Raw genomic sequence first — 15,401 nt, 5'->3', positions numbered from 1 at the left:
TGTTGTTGTTAGTGAGGTTGTTTTAGCCTTTGGTCTGTATTTTGTATAAAATATTAGCAGCTTGTTGTGTTTAAAATTAACTGTCAATATTTTATATTTGTAAAAAAATCATAATAATAAGATGAATTACATTTTGTTTGATGGAGATGTTCGTAATGCATTATTACCATTTACATATACTAAACCTGTTGCTGATATTAGAATAGGTATTTTAACTATTAGAGAAAAATGGGAAATGTATTTAGGTTTAACAACTACAACCATAACTGAAGAATACTTAGAGGAAAAATATCCTATGGTTGAAATGGAAGAAAATGTATTGTTGAATGCTTCTTTTTTACCTACGGAATCACTAATAGAAAAAGTGAAGAGTTTAAAAGTAAATCAAGCTATTTTTAAAGGGGAAGATGTTATTGCTTTTTATACGATTGACACACAAGAAGAGGTCGATTTTTCTTCTTATGAACAAATTGAATTTGAAGATGAGATAATTCAAATAAAAAATACTTGGGATATCTTTTCATTAAATGATAAAGCTATTAGAAATGACTTTGATTTAATTACTGAAGGAAGAACATCAGAACCTATACCAGAAACAGTTAATTACATAAATAAAGAAGCTATTTTTATAGAAGAAGGAGCAAAGTTAACGTTTGCTACTTTGAATGCGTCAAATGGACCAATATACATTGGTAAAGATGCTGAAATTATGGAAGGTGTTCTTGTAAGAGGAGCATTAGCGATGTGTGAAAACTCAGTATTGAAAATGGGAGCAAAAGTTTATGGAGCGACTACCTTAGGGCCACATTGTAAAGTAGGAGGTGAGGTTAATAATTCTGTTTTAATGGGGTATTCTAGTAAAGGACATGAAGGGTATTTAGGAAATTCAGTAATAGGAGAGTGGTGTAATATAGGTGCTGATACGAATAATTCGAACTTAAAAAATAACTATGCAGAAGTAAAATTATGGAGTTATGAAACTGAGCGTTTTGCTAAAACAGGATTACAGTTTTGTGGATTAATTATGGGAGATCACTCTAAATGTGGAATTAATACAATGTTTAATACAGGTACCGTAATAGGGGTGTCAGTAAATATTTTTGGAAGTGGTTTTCCTAGAAATTTTGTTCCTTCATATAGTTGGGGAGGAGCTTCTGGCTTTACAGAATACAAAACTAATAAAGTTTTTGAAGTTGCTGAAGTTGTTATGAAAAGACGGAGCATTCAGTTTGATGAAAAAGAAAAGAGAATTCTTGAACATGTTTTTGAAGAAACAAAAAAGTATCGAAATTTCTAAAAAAAACCTTCACAATATTGTGAAGGTTTTTTTTAGAAGCTAACTCTAAAAACTAAATTAGGAGTGACTCCTAAAGAAATTCTGTCAACCTTTTTTAGTTCATAAGTTATTGAATTACTGTCGTCTAATGTAGGTTCAGCTGTATAAGTTCTACTTAAAATATTTTTTTTATTATAAATATTTAAAATTGAAAAACCCAATTTACCTTTCCATCGATACGATAAATCAAAAGAGTAAGTTACAGAACCATCTAAACGGTGGTATTTCGGAAGGCGATTGGCATTTATATTATCAGTATCTAAAAAAATAGTTGGAGTACCAGTGTCAGCATCAATTTTAAATTCATGAATTGCTGTGTATGGGTTTCCCGTCCTATGGCTCCATCCTAATGAAAATTCGTAATTATTAAATTTATAGGCATGTGACCATGAAAAGTAATTTGTAATATCATGATTAGCAGGAAAAAACTTATTTTCTAAATCTAGAAATTTAAATTTATTTTTAGTAAAAGAATAATTTATCCATGTTCTATAATTTCCAATTTTTTTATTAATAAGGAAATCAATTCCAAAGATTTCCCCTTCACCTCTAGAAAAATCATCTGTCTGATCATTATAGCCAGCCGTTTTAGATGTCATTCCGTTTATCTTTTTTAAATAAGGCTCAATATCAATTTTCCATTTATTTTTATTGAAAATTAACCCAGATGAAATTTGAAAACTTTTTTGAAGAGGTACGCTTTCGTTGTTTACTTGAGCCCAAACTTGATTTTCTAAATCAAAACCTAAACGAGATGATTGAAATTCTATAATTTGACTAAGTGTTTGATGTTTTTGCTCTAAAGAAGCTTTAAAACTGATGCTGTTACTAATTTTAGCTTCTATATATAAACGAGGCTCAATTACCGATCTATTTATTTTATCAAAGTAATTAAATCTTAAACCCGTATTTATTTTCCAATTATTAGTGTCATAAATGCATTCAGCGAAGAATGAACGTGTATTATTAGTTCCTTTATCTTGTTGAAGTGAGTTTGTTTTTTTGTTATTGTAATTATCATCTTCTTTGTATCTTAAAACGTACTGAGCCTCATTTGATAAAAAATCATAACCTAATAAAAAATTAGTTCTATCATTAGCTTTATAATTTAAGTTGTAAGATAAACCAAAATCTTTTACTGAATTTGTTTTAGTTGATTCACGAATAAAAAGATCATTCCTGTAATTATATTCAGCGTAATAATTTAATTTAAAATTTGAATAGTAAAATTTAAAATTGTGTTCTAATTTTTTATTTATTTTCTTTTTCCATAAAAAACTAAAACCGGTATTTTTTATATCTAAATTATCTTGATAAAGGTCTTTATATAGCGGTATTTCAAAACTATTTGATAGTTTATTTTTTGTGTGTAAAAAACTAAAAGATAAGATTTCTCCAGCATGAGGTTTAATTATTAGTTTTGCAGAATAATCGGCAAAATAGAAGCTATTATCTCTGTTAAAAGAAACATAATTCGTAATTATATTTCTTTCTTGATTTGCATTAAATGTTTGAAATACTCTTCGAGATAATTTACTGAAAGTAACTGAGTTAATTAGATCGGTAAAAGAACGTCTAAAAGATGCGGTTAGTGCAACTTTTTTAGATAGAGGAACCCTAATATGTGCATCTGCATGCGTCATATTAAAACCAAAGCCTCCTGTTGTTTTTTTAGGAATATTCTCTTCGGTTATTATATCTATTACACCAGAGACTTTATTTCCGTAACGAGCTTGTGTTCCACTTTTAGATAAAGTTACTTTTTTAGCTGTGTATGGGTTAAAAGCAGATAGACTTCCAAAAAAGTGTCCAGAGTAATACATTTTTATTCCATCCCAAAAAATTAAATTTTGATCAGGAGTACCTCCTCTTATATAAATACCTGAAGCTGTTTCGTCAGGGCTTTGTACCCCTGGAATTATTTTTAAACTTTCTAAAACATCAGGCTCTGTTAAGCCTGGAAGTACACCAAGTTGCTGAGGGAGAATTGAAACAGAACCATTTTTATTCTTATTAATACCAGAGGTAACATAATTGGTTATTAGTACTTCTTTTAAAAGATTAAAAGCCTTATTTTTTTTTTGAATTGTTATAAAATAATATCTACTATTAATTTTATTGAATTTAAGTGAGGTTTTGTTTTCTATTTCACTAATAAGTTGATCAAGTGAACATTCTTTTCGTATGAAGGAGAATACTATTTGTTTAATTATGTTTGAGTCAAAAGAAAATTTAATTTTAAAGTCAGATTCTGTTTTTTTTAAAACATCTAAAATTTGAGTATTAGAAAAAACAATGTCTATTTTTTCCTGAGAAAAAACAGACATTACAAAGCATATATATATAATTATACTTAATTTTTTATTCATTAACTAGATATTAGCGTAACAGAATTGTTTTTTGCTAATTTAAACGAAATTTTTAAAGGCGCAAAAACAGTTTTTAATGCTATGTTAACATTATTGTGTGTAAAAGTACCTGTAAATCGTTTATCAAGATTAATGTTATTAGTATTAAATTTTAAGTTATAGTTTTTTTCTAGAGAAATAATAACTTGACTTAGAGGCATGTTGTTAAAATTACTCTCTCCATTTAACCAAGAAGGAGCCTCTTTAGAAAAATTCCAGCTTTCACTTTTGTTAGCGTATGCTCTAAAAGCTTTACCTTTAGTTAAAAAAGATTCATCGTCATTGTTTGAATTAACTTTTACTTTTCCTTCATAGCATTGTACTTCAAGAAAGTTTTTTGAAGTATTTACTGTGAATTTTGTACCTAAAACAACAATGTTACCTTCTGAGGTGTTTACGGTAAATGATTTTCCTTTTTTTACTTCAAAATAAGCTTCTCCTGTTAAAAATAAGTTCCTGTTCTTGTTCCATTTTTTTTTATTGAACTCTAAATGAGAGTTCGGTGATAAATGAACTATCGAATTATCAGGTAATTTAACACTTATGAGTTCTCCATATTCTGTAGAGAAATTAGAAGTAGTATTATTAAAGTAAAAAAAACTAAAAAGTAATGCTACAGATGCTACAGCACTATATACCCATTTAGGTATAAGTTTTATAACTTTTTTTGATTCTTTCTTTTGGTAAGTATTTTTAATTATTTTCTGAAACGCATCAGATTTGTTATAATCAGGAGCTTTTAAAAACTGAGAGGCTTTATTAATTTTATTAAATTGATGATATGCTTCAGATTTCTGAAATTGCTCAGATTCTTCTAGAGATAGATCGTTCTCAATCCATCTAGCTAAAAAAGTATCATCGTTATAAATTTTTTTCATTTTCAATTTATCTATACTATATAAGAACAATTATAATACTAATTACCCTACTATTATTTATTTTAAACTAAACGTTTCCTATTTTTTCTTTAAGAGTTAGCAACGCTTTACTCATTCTCTTCTCAACGGCCTTTACAGATATACCTGCGATTTCTGCGATTTCAGTATATTTTTTTTTATCTATTCTGCTTAATAAAAAAACTTGTCGTTGTTTTTCTGGTAAATCAGCAATTGTTTTTTTTAATTTATGATAAAATTCTTTTTCTTCTAAAATAAATTCTGGTGTTTCGTTTGTTTTATCAAGTGAAGGAGTTCTTTTTTGATGATTTAAAATAACTTTTTTATGAGCAACTTCGTTAAAAAAACGATTATTAGCAACTGTATATAAGAACGATTTAGATTTTTCAAATATAATTTTAGCACAATTATCCCAAAGTTTTATATAAGACTCCTGAACAATATCTTCGGCTTGCTGAGTGTTACCACATTTATAATAAATGTAATTTCGTAGAGTTTGCGAATGTTTGTTGAAAATTTCTTCGAAATTTTTTTGATCACAAACAGATTTTATAGACTCTTTTTTATTCATTAAAATATTTCCCTATAATATATAGCAAAAATATAAAAAGGAAATATAAAAAGTGTGTTAAATGGTTAATATTAGTTTAGTATTTTTTATAGATAGGTAGTTTAGTGTGAGAATTTTCGTAATAAGGTGTTTTTTTATAAATATAATTCAATTGTGCATATGCGTTTTTTTCGAAACTTTCATCAGCATTCATCTTTTCTTTAAGTTCATTTTTTACTTCTGGATTCTCCTTTAAAAACTGCTCAGCAATATCTTCAAAAACATAGGCAGAAAAACCTTCTTTTTGTTGTAATACTGTGTCAAAGAAATTCCAGTTAAAAAACGAATCAATAGCTTCAGCTTCTAATGTTTCAATAACGTATCTAATTCCATATTGTTGTGTTGGAATGTAAATATCTCCTTTTTTAAACTGAATTGCTTTTTTAGTTCTTCTAACAGTAGTGTTGTAATGTAAATAATGTCCTTCATAAGCTGTTTTACGAGTTTTAAATGTATTTATATGTTGCACTTCTACAGTTAAAACAGTGTCTTTTTTTAAAGCAGTAAATTTAATTTTATTATTTTTAAGTATTTGAACAACTTTGTGCCAACCTTGTTGTAAAATATATGCTTGAGGTATTTTTACTTCTTTGGTTGTCTTAAAATTATTATAATAAGAAATTTTTTTATTATAAGGTTTTGATTTGTCGTAAAACAAACGTTTTCCGTTAGTTACTTTACTCTGAATATAATTACTCTCATACCCTCTAAAATTTAATGTACTAGGATTGTTTTTATCAACTTTAAAAGAAATAGGATATGTTTTTTTTAACAATATTTCTTCTATATTTTTCTTTCTTAAATCTTTGATTTTTGAAGTGTTTTTTTCTGAAAAATCTAAAGTAGAAAGTAGAAGCTCGTAGGTTTGTGTAACTCTAATTTTATAAGGTTTTAACATGTGTGTTTCTACCATTAAACCAAGTGTGTTAAATAGGGTAGTATACCCTGTTGAGTATCTTGGAGAATCGAAAAATTGAGACCATCCTTTTTCAGGAGTACTTCCCCAAACATTTACATACGGAGTAATATGTATTTGTTTTTTTGATAACGACTTCTCTATTTGTGGACGCATGTCAGTTTCTAAAAAACGACCAAGTTTACCACCAAGTTTATTATGTTGTGTAAATAAATGTGTAATGGCGTATTGGTAATCAGCTCCGTTACTTACATGGTTATCTATAAAAACATCAGGATTTATAGCATGAAAAATTTCAGCAAATGAAGCAGCATTTTTAGTATCTTGTTTTATGAAGTCACGGTTCAAATCGAAGTTTCTTGCATTTCCTCTAAAACCATATTCTTTAGGCCCATTCTGATTGGCTCTTGTATGTGAATTTCTATTTAAAGCTCCTCCAATATTATAAACAGGAATCACGCAAATTAAAGAGTTTTTATAAGCGTCTTTTAACGAATCGTTTTGTACAATATCACGTAAGAGTAACATAGAAGCATCAATCCCGTCTGATTCTCCAGGATGAATCCCGTTATTTATTAAAACTCTATTTTTTGGCGAATCTTTTAAATCTTTTAAATCAATACTACCATTGCTATTAAAAACAGCTAAATGAAGTGTTTTTCCTGAGTCTGTATCTCCAATTTCAAATAAAGAAATTTCATTATACGTTTGAGCTAAATCTTTATAAAAAGAAATAACATCATTGTACTCTGGGGTTTCCGTACCATTAGATCTTTCAAATAAAGTAGTAAAGTTTTTGTTGTTAATTTTAGATGTTTGTTTACAGGAAATTAAGCAACTAAAAATTAGTATTGTAATTATTCTTTTCATGTAATGCAAGTTATATTCTTACAGCGTTAGGAACAAGCCCCGTGTAATCACCATTATTTCTAATAACATCACGTACTATTGAAGATGATATGTAGCTTTTACCAGAAGAGGTTAATAAAAAAACAGTTTCTATTTCTGAAAGTTTACGATTGGTGTGTGCTATTGCTTTTTCAAATTCAAAATCGGCTGGATTTCGTAAACCTCTTAAAATAAATTGTGCATTTTCCTCTTTGCAAAAATTTACAGTTAAGCCACTGTACATAACTACTTTTATTTTTGGTTGATGTTTAAAGGTTTCTTCGATAAATCGCTTACGTTCTTCCAAAGAAAACATATATTTTTTATCTGAGTTTACACCAATCGCAATTACTAATTCATCAAATAAAGTAATACCACGTTCAATAATATCTACGTGACCTAAGGTTATTGGATCAAAAGACCCTGGGAAAATTGCTTTTTTCATAAATTTAGTTGTTTAAGGCTGATTCAATTGCGTTACTAAATAAGTCGGGTAAAGAAATACCAGCGCAATTTGCTTGTTGTGGTAAAATACTTGCTTCTGTTAAGCCAGGAACGGTGTTCATTTCTAAAAAATGTGGCTCATCGTTAACAAAAATATATTCTGAACGAGAAAAACCACTCATATTTAAAATTTGATATACACGTTTTGCTATTTCGGTTACTTTTTTTTCTTGAGTTTTAGAGATACGAGCAGGTGTAATTTCTTGCGATTTCCCTTCGTATTTAGCTTCGTAATCAAAAAAATCATTTTCAGAAATAATCTCTGTGATGGGCAAAACAATTGTTTCTCCTTTATATTGAATAACACCTATAGAAACTTCTGTTCCGTCTAAAAAACTTTCAATAAGTACTTCAGAATCTTCTTTATATGCTATTTCTAGTGCAGGAATTAATTCTTGTTCTGTATGAACTTTCGAAATACCGAAACTAGATCCTGCATTGTTTGGCTTTACAAAACAAGGCAAACCAACTTTAGTAATAATTTTATTAGTATCAACGAAATCCCCTTGGTTTAAATACACAGATTTGGCAGTCGAAATTCCATATTCTTTTACAACACTTAAAGTATCACGTTTGTTAGAAGTTAATGCCATTTGATAAAAAGGAGCAGAGGTGTGTTTCAGCCCAATTAAATCAAAATAAGCTAGAATAGCTCCATTTTCACCAGGTATACCGTGAATAGCATTAAAAACGCAATCAAAAAATATTGTTTTACCTTTTATTTTAACTGAAAAATCATGTTTATTTACAGGGTATTCATCGTTGTTGTGAACAAGTACCCATTTATTATTTAAAATATGAATTTTATAAGGAGTGTATTTTTCTTTGTTAAGATAGTTATAAACTACCGAACCACTTTTTAAAGATATCTCTACTTCAGAAGAGTATCCCCCCATAATTATAGCTATGTTTTTTTTCACTTTTAAGCTTTTGAATTGTTTTATATTGTGTAATAATTTATTTTTAAATTATACAAATTTACCAAAAAAACTCGTTTATGAGTTCACGAGTTAAAAATAGTAATATTTTTACTGTAAATTTGCGCCATCTTACAAAAAAAAAATATGAATACTTTTTCCGAAAAATCTAAAAATTTATTTCAATTTATAAAGAGCAAAACTTTTTTTATGCAAATAGGAATTGCGATTGTTTCGTTATTTCTCGTTGTATTTATATTGCAATGGTGGTTAGGAGTAACAACAAATCACGATCAAAAAATACAAGTACCTAATTTGCATAAAATGTCATTGGCAGAAGTAGAAGCAAAGTTAGATGCGCTTAATTTAGATTTTATTATAATTGATAGTGCAACTTATAATCCTGATTATCCAAAGAAATCAGTTATAGAGCAAGATCCTGAAGTAGGAGGTTTTGTAAAAGAAAAACGTAAACTATACTTAACTTTAAATCCATCTAAATATAGAGATATTGAAATTCCTAATTTAAACGGAAGAACAAAAAGGCAAGCAACTACACATTTACGATCTCAAGGTTTTATAGTGGGTAAAAAAATAACGTGGGTAAGAGATATTGGTAAGAATGTAGTTCGAGGTTTAAAGCATAATGGGAAAGTAATAACTCCAGGAACAAAATTACCAAAGAAAACAATCATTAACCTAGTTTTAGGAGATGGTAACTAATTTATATAATTGATTAATGCAGGAAGATACAAATTTAGAAGTAGAGAACGACGATTTACACGAACATCATAGGTTTGTTGCAACAGATGGTCAAGAACCTTTAAGGGTTGATAAGTTTTTAATGAATTTTATTGAAAATTCAACTAGAAGTAAAATTCAACAAGCAGCTAAAGCAGGAAATGTTTTAGTAAATGAAGTGGTTGTAAAACCGAACTACAAAGTAAAGCCTAAAGATGTTGTTCGTGTAGTTTTGGCATACCCGCCAGCTGAAAATTTATTAGTAGCTGAAGATTTACCAATTGATATTATTTATGAAGATGATGATGTGATTGTTGTTAATAAAGTTGCAGGTATGGTGGTGCATCCAGGTCATGGAAATTATTCTGGAACTTTGGTTAATGGATTAATTCATCATATTGAAAATTTACCTAAAAATTCAAATGAACGACCAGGTTTAGTACATCGTATTGATAAAGATACGAGTGGTTTGTTAGTAGTTGCAAAAACAGAATTTGCAATGTCTCATTTGTCAAAACAGTTTTTTGATAGAACTACTGAGCGTTTGTATTACGCATTGGTTTGGGGTGATGTTAAAGAAGACACAGGTACAATTGAAGGTAATATTGGACGTAGTTTTAATAATCGTTTGCAAATGGCTGTTTTCCCTGATGGAGATTATGGTAAGCATGCAGTAACACATTATAAGGTTTTAGAGCGTTTAACGTATGTTACTTTAGTAGAATGTAAATTAGAAACAGGTAGAACACATCAAATTAGGGCGCACTTTAAATCTATTGGACATACACTTTTTAACGATGAGCGTTATGGAGGAGATGATATTTTAAAAGGAACAACCTTTACCAAGTACAAGCAATTTGTGCAAAATTGTTTTAAAGCATTGCCTAGGCAAGCGTTACATGCTAAAACATTAGGATTTACGCATCCAACTACTGGCGAGTTTATGCAGTTTAATTCTGAAGTTCCTGCTGATATAGAAGCGTGTTTAGTAAAATGGCGTACATACTCTGAGAATTCAAAATTTGAAGAATAAATAAAATATTTTTTAAATATAGGATTCTCAACAATGGGATTATTCTTTTATAAAAAACAAAAAACAGCTTTATAAAGCTGTTTTTTGTTTTTTATAAAAGAATGTTTTTTATTTTAGCCTCATGTTAACTAAACTCATAATGCGTTCAAATTGTTCTTTTAACCCCATATCTGAATTATCAAATTCTACAGCGTCATCAGTTAAAGTAAGCGGAGAATCGTCTCTAGTAGAATCTACTCTATCACGTTCTTGAACATTATGTAGTATTTCTTCGTAGTTTACATTATCTCCACGGTCTAATAATTCTTTGTATCTACGAGTGGCACGTTTATCAGCAGAAGCTGTCATAAATAATTTTAATTCAGCATCAGGAAAAACTACGGTACCAATATCACGACCATCCATAACAATACCTTTATTTTTTCCCATTTCTTGCTGTTCGCTCACTAATTTTTTACGAACTTTAGAAACCGTAGCAATTTTGCTTACTAATCGAGAAACCTCAATAGTTCTAATAGCTGTTTCAATATTGGTGTTGTTTAAATACATTTCGGCAAAACCTACTTTTTCATTGAAAACAAAAGATAATGAAATTTTTTGGAGATCATTAATTAACTCTTCAGGGGTGAAGTGAGTATCTGAAATATAGTTTTGTTGTATTGCATACAAAGTAACAGCTCTATACATTGCGCCAGTATCTACATAAATGTATCCTAGTTTTTTTGCTAATTGCTTTGCTATTGTACTTTTTCCTGTAGAAGAAAAACCGTCTATAGCTATGGTGATTTTTTGTGTCATACTTAATGGTTAAAAAGGATAACAAATATACGGTATATTTATGTTATTGGTAATTCATGAATATATAATCTTATGAAGCTATGGTGTTTGTTGTTAGTGATTGTGTAGGTAATTTGTTTTTTGTATATTACCTTAATTAATTAATGTGATATGTTAATTTTTTAAAAAAAAAGTGTACTTTTAGCACCTCTAAAGAATTCTCTTAAATGAATAAAATAACAAGAAGCTTACAAGTACTTATAGCTGTACTTCTTTTTTGTATTCAATATACATTGGTCGCACAGGTCTTAGAACCGCCTATGTTACAGTTTGGTGGCTCTGCTTGTGATAATGGACCTACTTCTAGCAATTTTTTTATTGATATAGAGCTTACTACTAAACTTTTTAATAATGATAATCATTTTATTATAGAGTTATCAGATGCTAATGGTGTTTTTGGAGATCCAGCAGTTTTGTTAACAACATTAACGGATCCTACACTTAATGCGAACTATAGTGTAGAAAATGTTGGTTTTAAATTACCACCAGGTACTTTTGGTAAAAATTATAAAATACGTGTTCGTACGACATCACCTGTAAGGGAATCTGTTTCTGCTTCTTTTGAGGCTTATGAAAATATGTTTAATGCGTTTGAATTGTTTTTGGCAAATAGTAGTGGTGAAGATAGTTTTACCTCGTGTGCAGGAGAGAGTAGTGAATTGTTTTTAAATACGACTGTTGTAGGTGAGTACTTATGGTATAAGGAAAATGGTGCGGTTGACATTCTTTTAGCAACAACAACAGAACCTAAATTTACAATAACTGAATCGGGAGATTATTTTGTGATTATAGATTATGGAGCATGTCCTAATGTTGAGTCTATTCATGCTATTATTACAGGTCTTAGTACTGCCGATTCGCAAATTGATACCTCGTCAGTGGTTGAGATTTGTGGAGATGAGACACATACTTTTAAAGCTTTAGTTAATAGTCCGTTATATGTATATGAATGGTATTTAGATGGTGAATTAAAACAGTCATCAAATTCTAATGAATATACGACACCAGCTGCAGGTCAGTTTGGTAAATATGTTTTAAAAATAATAACAGGATCCGGAGTCGATGACTGTGTAACAACATCAAACGAGGTTGAGTTAAAGCAAAAAACAACGGCTAGTTTTACGATTACAACAGTAAATCCAGGCAAAAGTATACTATTACCGTGTGAAACTAGGGAGCTTGAAATAAGTGATGTGCCTAGCGGAGGAACTATTCAGTGGTATAAGGATGAAGAGGCTATATTAGGGCAAAATCAAGCAACTATTTTTGCAGTAGAACCAGGTGTGTATTTTGCTAGAGTAACCAAGGCATCATCAGGATTATGTCCTGATATTGTTGATTCTGAAAAGACAACATTGTTGGCCGCTACTTCTTTTGAGGTTGTAATTGGTACAGGGACAAGTTATACAGAGTGTGAATCATCTTCGGCAAAATTATCTATAGTTGGTATAAAAGCAATTGGTTCAGATAATGAAAAATACGATTTAACAAATGCGCAAATTAGCGCAGATACTCCAGTATTAATAGAATATCAATGGTATAAAGATGATGTTGCTATTTCAGGAGAAGTTACAGATGAACATGCTGTAAGCTCTTATTTAGAAAATGGTAAATATGATTTAGAAATAAGCTCTTGCGGTGTAGGTGCTGTTAAAGGAAATACAAAAGATAATACACCTAGTGCTAGTTTAGATATTAAATTAATAGGTGCATTACCTGTAGTTACTTCTCTGCCAAATTCAAATTCACTATGCCCAAACACTGGTGGAATAACGTATACAATAAATGCGTTGATTGCTGGTTATACATATGAATGGTTTAAAGATGGAGATACAACCCCATTAGCGACAGACGTTAAAGATTTTGTTGTAGATGAAATAGGAAGTTATGTTTTGAAAATGTCAGGTTTAGGGTGTGAAAAAATACTTGATCCAATAAACGTTGTTTTGTTTGATGAATCAATAGTTGTAGTAACTCCGTCAGAAAAAGTTGTAATGAAGGAAGGGGAAACAGTTACTGTAACAGCTTCAGGTGCCGATTCATATATATGGTATCAAGGAGAGGATACTAGTGGTACAGTTTTATCAACAAATGAAACATTAGATGTAGATACATTGGGTTTTTATACAGTCGTAGCTACAGTTGGTAGCTGTGCCGTAGAGAAAACAATTGAAGTTGTAGAACAAGATGATTTAGTTATTGTGCCTAATGTGGTAACACCAAATGGAGATGGTAAAAATGATTCATGGAGAATATCGAATAGATATGCCTTTCAGCCCTTGATTACGATACAGTTATATAATTCAAATGGAAAAGAAATTTTAAATACTACTGATTATAAAAATGATTGGCCTTTAGAGAATGTAGGAAGTCAGCGAACTTTTTATTATAAAATTATTCGTGATGAGAAAATTCTAAAAGCAGGTACAATATCAGTATTACATTAATAAACATGATAAGGAAAATAACTATATTATTTATTTTACTAAGTAGCTTAAGTACAACAATGTTTGGGCAAACTTCAGATAGCGGACAGAACTATAATTCTTTTAGTTCTCGAAACTTTATGAAGTTTAATCGTTTTTTAACAGTGCCTACTTTTTCAGCTTTACGAGAAAATAAAACATCATTAACTGCTATTGTACGTAATAGTAATGTTGATTTTGAAGATAACCCAAGATTGCATTTAGTTTCGTATGCTGGAAAAATGAGGGAAAATATAGGAGCTGGGTTCGCTATATACCAACAAGAAGTTGGTGCTATGAAAGATTTTGGTGCTATAGCTAATTATGCACAGCGATTGCAGTTAAATGAGAACATGGATTTAACTTTTGGGTTCAATTTTTTATATAGCAGAAGTAGTATTGATTGGGCAAGAGTACTAGTACAAGATGCTGATGATTCTTTTTTAGGTAATTTTCAAGATATTCCAATAGTTATGTTACAACCAGCAGTTACTTTATCATTTGGTAAGTTTGATGTTGGTGTGTTTTTCGAAAATTTAATAGATTTTAATTTAAAGAGTAGCGAAATGGTTACTTCTTTTGGTGAAAAAACTTTTTCGGCGCATGCAATGTATTCTCGTGAGTTTACATACGCATCAGGAATATTTGAAGGAGCAGATTTAAGGACTTTGGTTATTGCTAGAAAGCCTGGTAAAGATGAATTTAGCATAGGAGGTAGTTTAATATTAGATTTACCTAAAGCAGGTTGGGCAAAAGTAGGTTATGATAAAACATATGGTATTTCGGCAGGAGTAGGAGTAAATATTTCCGAAAAAATTGCAATAGGTTTTAGTTATGAGAAGAGTAAATTTGCAGCGACCAATGAAATAGGTCTAATCTACAATTTTGGTAAAAAATCATTTAGAAGAGAAAGACCAAAAAGAAGAACAGGAAAAGTTAGCGTTGTATTACCTGAAAGAATTTCAGAGAAAAAAGAAGAATACTTGAATCCAGAACATAATGATTTATCTGATGAAATTCAAACAGCTCAAGACTCAATAGATATTTTAAACAAAAAAGTAGACGAAATACTTAGGTTATTAAAAAATCAACCTACGCCAAATATTGTTAAGACAACTGAAGCTATAGTGCCTAGCAATCAGATAGAAGGAAAAGATAATTCTTTAAAACGAAGGTCAAATAAACCATGGCGTGAAAGTACCATTACATACTCTGGAGGCGGAGGTACAATGTATTATATTGTAGCAGATAAATTTAGAGATAAAGAAAATGCTGAAGTTTTAATAGATAAGTGGAAGAGATTAAAAGTAGAAGCTAAATATATTTATCAACCAGAAGGTAAATGGTATTATGTATATATTGATCGATTTGCAAAAGAAGAAGATGCAGAAGAAAAAATTGATGAATTTAATGATAAAACACGTTTGTATGAGAATAATGATAAAAACGATGAATCATCAATTAAGATAAAAAAAGGAGGAAAAGATCCTGTATATATAGAGAAATTAACAATTGGAAGTAGCGGAGATAGTTATAAGGAGCCTAAGAAACAGGCGCCTGCAAGAGTGCGAACAATGTCTAATATACAAGGTGTTACTCCTGGTTACTATATTCAAATTTATGTGAATTCTAAAAAATCTTTAGCCGACAGAAATGTAGATGAACTGGTAAATGATGGAATTGAAGCAGGATATTTTGTGAATCCCAAGACTGGTTATATGCACGTATATATTGCAAAGACTGACAATAGAGAAGAGGCTATTGATTTGTATAATAGCAATTTAAATGGTTCATATTACGATATTAAAACAATAGTACATATAAAATAATTAATTATAATACCCCCAAAT

General features: G+C 29.7%; 12 protein-coding genes. 5 read left to right on the top strand and 7 right to left on the bottom strand.

The annotated features are described in order from the left end of the window. Positions 1-121: 121 nt before the first annotated feature. Positions 122-1,297 carry a GlmU family protein gene (locus CXF68_RS17195; RefSeq protein ID WP_101046343.1) on the top strand — a complete coding sequence of 392 codons (1,176 nt, stop codon included), beginning with the start codon at positions 122-124 and terminating at the stop codon, positions 1,295-1,297. Positions 1,298-1,329: 32 nt separating this feature from the next. Here the strand turns inward: CXF68_RS17195 and CXF68_RS17190 are convergent, their stop codons facing one another. The 6 genes from CXF68_RS17190 to CXF68_RS17165 all read right to left on the bottom strand — a co-directional run bounded on the left by CXF68_RS17190 (position 1,330) and on the right by CXF68_RS17165 (position 8,478). Next, the gene (locus CXF68_RS17190) at positions 1,330-3,705 is read right to left on the bottom strand and encodes a TonB-dependent siderophore receptor (RefSeq protein ID WP_101046342.1); all 2,376 of its coding nucleotides are present in this window, start codon (positions 3,703-3,705) and stop codon (positions 1,330-1,332) included. Continuing rightward, the gene (locus CXF68_RS17185) at positions 3,705-4,622 is read right to left on the bottom strand and encodes a FecR family protein (RefSeq protein WP_101046341.1); all 918 of its coding nucleotides are present in this window, start codon (positions 4,620-4,622) and stop codon (positions 3,705-3,707) included. Before CXF68_RS17185 ends, CXF68_RS17190 begins: the two co-directional genes overlap by 1 nt. 67 nt (positions 4,623-4,689) lie before the next feature. Beyond that, positions 4,690-5,211 (bottom strand): RNA polymerase sigma factor, encoded by a 522-nt coding sequence (locus CXF68_RS17180; protein WP_101046340.1) that lies wholly within the window; start codon positions 5,209-5,211, stop codon positions 4,690-4,692. Between the two features lie 76 nt (positions 5,212-5,287). After that, entirely contained in the window at positions 5,288-7,036 is a 1,749-nt protein-coding gene (locus CXF68_RS17175) for a M14 family metallopeptidase (protein ID WP_101046339.1), read from the bottom strand. Between the two features lie 10 nt (positions 7,037-7,046). Next, positions 7,047-7,499 (bottom strand): pantetheine-phosphate adenylyltransferase, encoded by a 453-nt coding sequence (coaD, locus tag CXF68_RS17170; protein ID WP_064966217.1) that lies wholly within the window; start codon positions 7,497-7,499, stop codon positions 7,047-7,049. Positions 7,500-7,503: 4 nt separating this feature from the next. Continuing rightward, on the bottom strand, positions 7,504-8,478 hold the full coding sequence (locus CXF68_RS17165; protein ID WP_101046338.1) for a D-alanine--D-alanine ligase: 975 nt from the start codon (positions 8,476-8,478) through the stop codon (positions 7,504-7,506). Positions 8,479-8,685: 207 nt separating this feature from the next. Between CXF68_RS17165 and CXF68_RS17160 the strand changes: the two genes are divergently transcribed. After that, a complete protein-coding gene (locus CXF68_RS17160; RefSeq protein ID WP_232771679.1) occupies positions 8,686-9,198 on the top strand; it encodes a PASTA domain-containing protein in 513 nt (170 codons plus the stop codon). Positions 9,199-9,214: 16 nt separating this feature from the next. Next, positions 9,215-10,249: an RluA family pseudouridine synthase gene (locus tag CXF68_RS17155; protein WP_101046336.1), complete on the top strand. Its 1,035-nt coding sequence runs from the start codon at positions 9,215-9,217 to the stop codon at positions 10,247-10,249. Between the two features lie 108 nt (positions 10,250-10,357). On the opposite strand, the gene cmk is transcribed toward CXF68_RS17155, so the two are convergent. Beyond that, complete coding sequence (cmk, locus tag CXF68_RS17150) at positions 10,358-11,047, bottom strand: (d)CMP kinase (protein ID WP_101046335.1); 690 nt, start codon at positions 11,045-11,047, stop codon at positions 10,358-10,360. A gap of 206 nt (positions 11,048-11,253) precedes the next feature. On the opposite strand from cmk, the gene CXF68_RS17145 reads away from it, so the two are divergent. Further along, positions 11,254-13,533, top strand: coding sequence for a gliding motility-associated C-terminal domain-containing protein (locus tag CXF68_RS17145; RefSeq protein ID WP_101046334.1), 2,280 nt, complete (start codon positions 11,254-11,256; stop codon positions 13,531-13,533). 5 nt (positions 13,534-13,538) lie between these two features. Next, positions 13,539-15,380 carry a PorP/SprF family type IX secretion system membrane protein gene (locus CXF68_RS17140; RefSeq protein WP_101046333.1) on the top strand — a complete coding sequence of 614 codons (1,842 nt, stop codon included), beginning with the start codon at positions 13,539-13,541 and terminating at the stop codon, positions 15,378-15,380. The last annotated feature ends 21 nt before the right edge of the window (positions 15,381-15,401 follow it).

Origin of the sequence: Tenacibaculum sp. Bg11-29, assembly GCF_002836595.1 — a bacterium.
GTDB lineage: Bacteria > Bacteroidota > Bacteroidia > Flavobacteriales > Flavobacteriaceae > Polaribacter.
This window is presented reverse-complemented; position numbering and strand designations above follow the sequence as displayed.

What these genes read in the sequence shown, in the direction of transcription:
- CXF68_RS17195 (WP_101046343.1), top strand. Translation starts at nt 122, where the DNA reads ATGAATTACATTTTGTTTGATGGAGATGTTCGTAATGCATTATTACCA.
- CXF68_RS17190 (WP_101046342.1), bottom strand. Translation starts at nt 3,705, where the DNA reads ATGAATAAAAAATTAAGTATAATTATATATATATGCTTTGTAATGTCT.
- CXF68_RS17185 (WP_101046341.1), bottom strand. Translation starts at nt 4,622, where the DNA reads ATGAAAAAAATTTATAACGATGATACTTTTTTAGCTAGATGGATTGAG.
- CXF68_RS17180 (WP_101046340.1), bottom strand. Translation starts at nt 5,211, where the DNA reads ATGAATAAAAAAGAGTCTATAAAATCTGTTTGTGATCAAAAAAATTTC.
- CXF68_RS17175 (WP_101046339.1), bottom strand. Translation starts at nt 7,036, where the DNA reads ATGAAAAGAATAATTACAATACTAATTTTTAGTTGCTTAATTTCCTGT.
- coaD (WP_064966217.1), bottom strand. Translation starts at nt 7,499, where the DNA reads ATGAAAAAAGCAATTTTCCCAGGGTCTTTTGATCCAATAACCTTAGGT.
- CXF68_RS17160 (WP_232771679.1), top strand. Translation starts at nt 8,686, where the DNA reads ATGCAAATAGGAATTGCGATTGTTTCGTTATTTCTCGTTGTATTTATA.
- CXF68_RS17155 (WP_101046336.1), top strand. Translation starts at nt 9,215, where the DNA reads ATGCAGGAAGATACAAATTTAGAAGTAGAGAACGACGATTTACACGAA.
- cmk (WP_101046335.1), bottom strand. Translation starts at nt 11,047, where the DNA reads ATGACACAAAAAATCACCATAGCTATAGACGGTTTTTCTTCTACAGGA.
- CXF68_RS17145 (WP_101046334.1), top strand. Translation starts at nt 11,254, where the DNA reads ATGAATAAAATAACAAGAAGCTTACAAGTACTTATAGCTGTACTTCTT.
- CXF68_RS17140 (WP_101046333.1), top strand. Translation starts at nt 13,539, where the DNA reads ATGATAAGGAAAATAACTATATTATTTATTTTACTAAGTAGCTTAAGT.